General features: G+C 65.6%; 5 protein-coding genes. 4 read left to right on the top strand and 1 reads right to left on the bottom strand.

Annotated features, from left to right (window positions below):
- Positions 1-58 precede the first annotated feature (58 nt).
- Positions 59-841, bottom strand: a complete 783-nt coding sequence (locus AX681_RS14260) for a metallophosphoesterase (RefSeq protein WP_066661519.1) — start codon at positions 839-841, stop codon at positions 59-61.
- A 214-nt stretch (positions 842-1,055) separates the two neighbouring features.
- On the opposite strand from AX681_RS14260, the gene AX681_RS14255 reads away from it, so the two are divergent.
- The 4 genes from AX681_RS14255 (at position 1,056) to asnB (ending at position 6,317) form a co-directional block, all read left to right on the top strand.
- The gene (locus AX681_RS14255; protein ID WP_082738013.1) at positions 1,056-2,081 is read left to right on the top strand and encodes an acyltransferase family protein; all 1,026 of its coding nucleotides are present in this window, start codon (positions 1,056-1,058) and stop codon (positions 2,079-2,081) included.
- A 126-nt stretch (positions 2,082-2,207) separates the two neighbouring features.
- Positions 2,208-2,987, top strand: a complete 780-nt coding sequence (locus AX681_RS14250) for an FkbM family methyltransferase (RefSeq protein WP_066661514.1) — start codon at positions 2,208-2,210, stop codon at positions 2,985-2,987.
- Positions 2,987-4,504, top strand: coding sequence for a hypothetical protein (locus AX681_RS14245; RefSeq protein ID WP_066661512.1), 1,518 nt, complete (start codon positions 2,987-2,989; stop codon positions 4,502-4,504). Before AX681_RS14250 ends, AX681_RS14245 begins: the two co-directional genes overlap by 1 nt.
- A 4-nt stretch (positions 4,505-4,508) precedes the next feature.
- A complete protein-coding gene (gene asnB / locus AX681_RS14240; protein ID WP_066661510.1) occupies positions 4,509-6,317 on the top strand; it encodes an asparagine synthase (glutamine-hydrolyzing) in 1,809 nt (602 codons plus the stop codon).
- The last annotated feature ends 9 nt before the right edge of the window (positions 6,318-6,326 follow it).

Below are 6,326 nucleotides of genomic sequence, written 5' to 3'. Positions count from 1 at the left end.
GCCCTCCCCCTCCGTCGCCTTCGGCGCCACCTCCCCCTGGCGGGGGAGGATTAGGGAGTCACCCCGCCGCACCCTCGGTCGCGAGGTACCAGCGCTCGCCGCCCTCCAGCGCGAGCGCAGTCAACCGCCCGGTGGCATAGGCTCCGGTGTCGATCCCGATCCGGTTGGGCAGGTCCTCGACCTGCGCCGCGATCGAATGGCCATGCACCACGGTCGCGCCGAAACCGCCCTCGAAACTGAGGAACTGCTCGCGAATCCAGCGCAGATCCTCGGGCTTCTGGCGGTCGAGCGCGACATTGGGCCGCACACCGGCATGCACGAAGCAATAATCGCCGATCCGCACCATGTCGGTCATCTTGTGGAGGAAGGCGACATGGTGCGCCGGCACGCGCGGCAGGAAATCGGCGACCAGCTCGTCCGCGAGGCCGCGGTCGATCAGCTCGATCGGCGTGCCATAGCTCAGCAGCGTCTCCTCGCCCCCGATCCGCAGCCAGAAGCGCATCGTTTCAAGATTGCCGCCCAGCGCCTTGAGGAACACTTCCTCATGATTGCCGAGCAGGAAGTCGACCTGTCGCCCGCCGAAATCATGCGTCGCCGCCAATTCGACCACGCTGGCCGAATCGGGCCCGCGATCGACCAGATCGCCCAGAAAGATGATTCGCGTCCGCGCATCCCCCCGCGCCGCATCGTCCGCATCGATTCGGGTGAGCAGGTCGGTCAGCAGGTCGAGCCGACCGTGAATATCGCCGATCGCATAGACGCGCTCGCCATCGGGCAGCACCGCAGACGCGGCCTGCGCCGCGGCGGACGCCCCGAACAGTGATTTCAGCTTCGACAACACCAAATGGGATTCCCGTGTTTGCAGTCCAGATAGGCGCTTTGCCGCAACGCCGCAATCAAGGCGACAGCGCCACCCTATTCCGTTAAAGGAAGTTCATATTTCGGGACCGTAACAATGTTTGAAAGCGCGTCGATCTCCTCAGGATCATCGGCTAAAATGCTGCCGTCGCTCCAATATTTCCGTGCCGCTGCTGCGATTCTCGTCGTCGCCTATCATGCCGCCTGCGTGTTTGGCCCCGGACGGCTATCAGCCGGTGCAAAACTGGGAAGTCGGGCTGCTGTTCGGCCATGCCGGGGTCGAATTGTTCTTCGTGCTCAGCGGCTTCATCATCTGCTGGATCCATTATGACCGGATCGGCGTGGCGGGTGAGGTGCCGAGCTATATTCGCAAGCGGCTGGTCCGAATCTATCCGCCGGTGGCGCTGGTGGTGGTCGCCTGGGCAGCGCTCAGCTTTGCGGCGGGGATGCCGCTGCGCCCGATCGAATATCTGGTTTCCTTAACGCTGATCCCGTTCGACTTCGCCTATGCGCCGCCCGCGCTATGGACGCTGACGCATGAGATGGCCTTTTACGCGCTGTTCCTGCTCGCCTTCATCCGGCGCTGGCTGTTCATCGCAGCGCTGATTGCCTGGGGCGTGGCCGGCTATGTGCTGACGATGGTGCCTGAACTCAGCGGGGTGCGTGCGGGCGTGTCGCTGATCGGCTCGGCCTATGCCTTTCTGTTCGCGCTCGGGGTCGCGGCCTTTTTCATCGTGCGTGCGCGCCCGGCGATCCCGGTGTCGGGCAGGGTTGCGCTGGGCCTGATCGGCCTCGCCATCTTTGCCTGGGCGGCGAGCCGCGATGTCGCTCTGCAGCTGGCACCGGTCGCGCCTGAAGGGGCCGAGCGTGCCGCACGCGCGCTCACCCCGTGGTTCGGGCTGGCAGCGATGATCTGGATTGTCATCCTGGCCGATCCGGCGGTGCGCCTGCGCGGACGCCTGCACGATCTGTTGATGTTGCTCGGAAACGCCTCTTACGCCATCTATCTGTGGCATGAGATTCCGCAGCGCGTGCTGGGTCGGCTGATCGGCAGCGTGGGGCTCGCCGGACCGGAGCTGCGCTGGGCGGCGATGGCGCTGATCATCGTCAGCGGGGTCGTGCTCGGCGTGCTGGTCTATCTGTTCGTCGAAAAGCCGCTGCTGCGCTGGATCAATGGCCGGATCGCCGCACGCCGCCCTGAAACGGTCGCTGTCCGTGGCTGAACCCTGCACAAACCGCTCGCATCTGCGGAAAATCCGCGTGCATCCGCGAACGCTTCGCCCTATTGGCGGGGAGGGCGTCACGCCTTGTTGCCGCCGCGCCTGCGGCTGCATACGTCGAGAAACTGGATGATTGGCAAGCTGCTTCGGGACTTTTTCGGAATCGCGCAGGTCGCCGGGCCGGTGCGGGCCCTGCAATGGGCGGGTGCGGTCGCGGTGACGCTGCCGTCCGCGCTACGCACGCGCAACCTGCTGGCCGCCGACGCGGCGATGGGGACCGGCCCGTTCGTCGCACGGCATGGTCGCGCCAAGGCGCGGCTGGTGGGCGACCAGGCGTTCAGCGGGCTGCGCGAAATCTGGGTACGCCAGGTCTATTCGCGCGACGATTTCCTGAAGATCCCCGACCATGGCGTGGTCGTCGATCTGGGGGCGAACATGGGCAATTTCAGCGCGCTCGCCCTCGCCAGCAACCCCACCGCGCGCGTCGTCGCGGTCGAGCCGGGCGCCCACAATGTCGCCAAATTCCACGAAACGATGCGCGCCAACGGCTTTCAGAACCGCGCCACCCTGCATCGCGCCTTTGTCGGCATTTTCAGCCCGCAACAGGTCAGCGACGTCGCGACCGACCCCAATTACACCGATGCCGAACGGGTGTCGGAGGCCGATTTCCTGGCCCAGCACGGCATCGACCGGATCGCCTTCCTCAAATGCGATATCGAGGGCAGCGAGTATTTCCTGACCGATCCGCAAAGCCGCCTGCTCGACATCAGCGACCGGGTTGGGATCGAAATCCACGCCTTTGGCGGCGATGTGAAGGGGTTCCTGGCTGAACTGGAGCGGCGCGGCTTCCGCCTCGAAAACGTCATCTGGGACGGTGAAGACTGTATCGCGCTCGCGGTGCGCGACTGATGGGCGCGATCGCCGCCAACTGGCTCGACCGGTATCGCAGCGCGCCGACGCCGACTGTCCATAAGGCGGACGGCGATCCGATGCTGGGGCTGACGCCGGGCATCGGTGAAATCGCGGGCACCTTCGCGCTGCTGATCTTCTATGGCATCGCGATTGCCTATGGTTCGACAGCCGCACTGGTCGCCAACTATGTCGGGCCGGTCATTCTGTCGGTCGTGGTGGGGCTGGCCGTGTACAAGATGGTCACGACCAATCGCTACACACTATGGTCGCCATTGCTTTGGTATCGCGTCGGGGTGGTCGGTTATCTCGGCGTCGGATCGCTCGTCACGCTGTTCCTCAACGCCGAAACGCGCGATCTGCTCGCATCTTTCTTCGACTTTTTCCCGCGGGACGTGCTCAAGTTCAACCTCGTGGTCGCGATATTCCATGCCACGATCCTCTTGTTCACGCTCGGCATTATCGGGCCGCTCCGCGCGCGCAGCCTGTCGGGCAAGACGCTGCGGTTCATCTCGCCGTGCAATCTGACCACCGAGACGATCGGCTTTACCTTTTTGGGCGTCGGGAGTGCAGCAAACTATCTGCTCATCTACCCTGCCACGCTTCAGATCGTTTCTTTCACAGTTCCGAACATCATCGTTCAGATCGGCCAGCTTGCTTATGTCGGCTATTTTTTGATCGGCTATTGGGCGCTCCGCAACAATCGCCCACGCTGGGTCTGGCTTATTCTGGCGCTGACCATCATCGACTCAATCGTTGGTCTGATCCAGCTCAGCAAATATGCCGCGATCTTTCCGGCGATGATGCTGCCGATCGCCTATCTCTACCATCGCGTGACGCTGCGCCGGCTGTTGCTGGTAATTGGGATCATGGTCCCATTTTACTTCGGGATCGCCGACGTCGTTACCGATGCGCGCGGATTGGTCACGCGCAGCAACGAGGGGCGCGCGGTGCTGTCCGAAACGACGCAGGTGCTGAGCGCACGCGCCACGGGCGACAATCAGGCACGTGACGACCTTCAGGACTATCAGATTGGCTGGGCGCGGCTCAGCTACGTCAACGCCGGCACCTTTGCGATCAGCCTCTACGACCAGGGTATTCCCGGGGATACGCTACGCGACATCTTCATCGTGTGGATCCCGCGCCTGGTCTATCCCGACAAGCCGGTGATCACCGACATCGGGCGCGAGTTCACCTTCCGCGCCAACGGCAACTATAACTCGTCGACCAGCCCGAGCATTCCGGCAGAGGCGTATTGGACCTTTGGCTGGCTGGGTATCGTGTTGTTCGCCGCGCTGACCGCCCCGATCCTGGCCCTGTGGTCGATCTACAATGTCGTCGCGCTGCAGCGGGAGGCGTGGCATCTGCTGCTGGTCGTCGCGCTGGGGTTGCGGACCGGATCGCGCATCGACGGGATGCTGGTGCCCGACATTATCGGACCGATCAGCGCGGCTGTGGTGCTGCACGTGCTGCTCTATTTCGCCAACCGGCTGCTGCCGCCGCGGACGGACGTCTGATCCGATGTGCGGGATCGCCGGCATGTTCGCGCATCGCGACAGCGCGCTTGCAGTCGCCCCCGAACGGCTGATTGCGGTGCGCGATGCGATGGCGGCGCGCGGGCCGGATGGTGTCGGCCTGTGGATCGATGCCGACGCGCGCATCGGCCTGGCGCATCGCCGCCTGTCGATCATCGATCTGAGCGATGGCGGCGCGCAGCCGATGCACGACGCCGCCGAGCGCTACAGCCTCGTCTTCAACGGCGAGATCTACAACTATCAGTCGCTGCGCGCCGAGATGGAGGCACAGGGCCACTGTTTCGCCAGCGGATCGGATACCGAAGTGCTGCTCGCGCTGTTCGCCGCGCACGGGCCGGCGATGCTGACGCGGCTGCGCGGCATGTTCGCCTTCGCCATCTGGGACGCGCGCGAGCGCCGCCTGACGCTGGCGCGCGACCCCTATGGCATCAAGCCGCTTTACTATGCCGATGTGAACGGCCGGATCGCCTTTGCATCGCAGGTCAAGGCGCTGATCGCCGACCCGTCGATCTCGCGTGAGCCGTCGCCCGCTGGTCTCACCGGCTTCCACCTGATGGGGTCGGTGCCCGAGCCTTTCACCATCTATCGCGCGATCCGCGCGGTCCCGGCAGGCAGCTGGATCACGGTCGACGCGAGCGGCGTCGGCGAACCGGTCCGCTATGCCTCGGTCGCGCAGGCGATTGCGGACGGGCGGGACGGCGGGACGGTCGACGTCGCCGAAGCGCTGCGCGACAGCGTGCGACACCATATGGTCGCCGATGTCGAGGTCGGCGCATTCCTGTCGAGCGGCGTCGATTCGGGCGCGCTGGTCGGTCTGATGCGCGACTGCGGCGCCCAGCGCATCCGCGCCTGCACCCTCGCCTTCCCCGAATTTGCCGGAACACCCGCCGACGAGGTCCCCGGCGCGGCATCGGTCGCGGCGCTCTATGACGTCGAGCATCATGTCCGCCAGATCAGCGCCGAGGAGTTTCGCGGCGACCTGCCCGCGATCTTCGCGGCAATGGACCAGCCGACGATCGACGGGATCAACAGCTGGTTCGTGAGCAAGGCGACGCGCGAACTGGGGCTCAAGGTCGCGCTGTCGGGCCTTGGCGGTGACGAGCTGCTTGCGGGCTACTCCACATTCCGCACCATCCCGCAGACGCGCCGGGTGTTCGGGCCCGTCGCGCATGTGCCCGGTGCGGGGAGCGCGAGCCGCGGGATCTTGAAGCTGCTCGCCCCCGGCCTGCTCGCGCGCAACCCCAAGCTCGCCGGACTGCTCGATCTGCCGCGCAGCTGGGCGGGCACCTATCTGCTGCGCCGCGCGGTGCTGTTGCCGTTCGAACTGGACGGCGCGATGGACGCGGGGCTGGCCGCACAGGGGCTGGCCGAGCTTGATCCCGAGGGGCTGATCGCCGCGACCATGACCCCCGATCCGGGCAGCGCCAATGGCCGCGTCGCCGCGCTCGAATCGTGCAACTATATGCGCAACCAGCTGCTGCGCGATTCGGACTGGGCGGGCATGGCGCATTCGCTGGAGATCCGCGTGCCGCTGGTCGATTTCACGCTGCTCCGGGCGCTCGCCCCGATCCTGCCGGGCCTGACGCCGGGCGCGGGCAAGGCGATGCTCGGCACTGCGCCGTCCACGCCGCTGCCCGACGCGATTCTCAACAAGCCCAAGACCGGCTTCGGCATTCCCGTCACCGGCTGGCTGAAAGGCGCGACCAAGGATATTCGCACCCGTCGATCGGGCCGCGAATGGTCGGGCGAGGCGCTGGCGCGTTATTTCGGCGATCCTGCGCGCCTCGCCGCCTGACCGCGCCGC

Source organism: Sphingomonas sp. CCH9-E2, assembly GCF_001557215.1.
Lineage (GTDB): Bacteria > Pseudomonadota > Alphaproteobacteria > Sphingomonadales > Sphingomonadaceae > Sphingomonas.
This window is presented reverse-complemented; position numbering and strand designations above follow the sequence as displayed.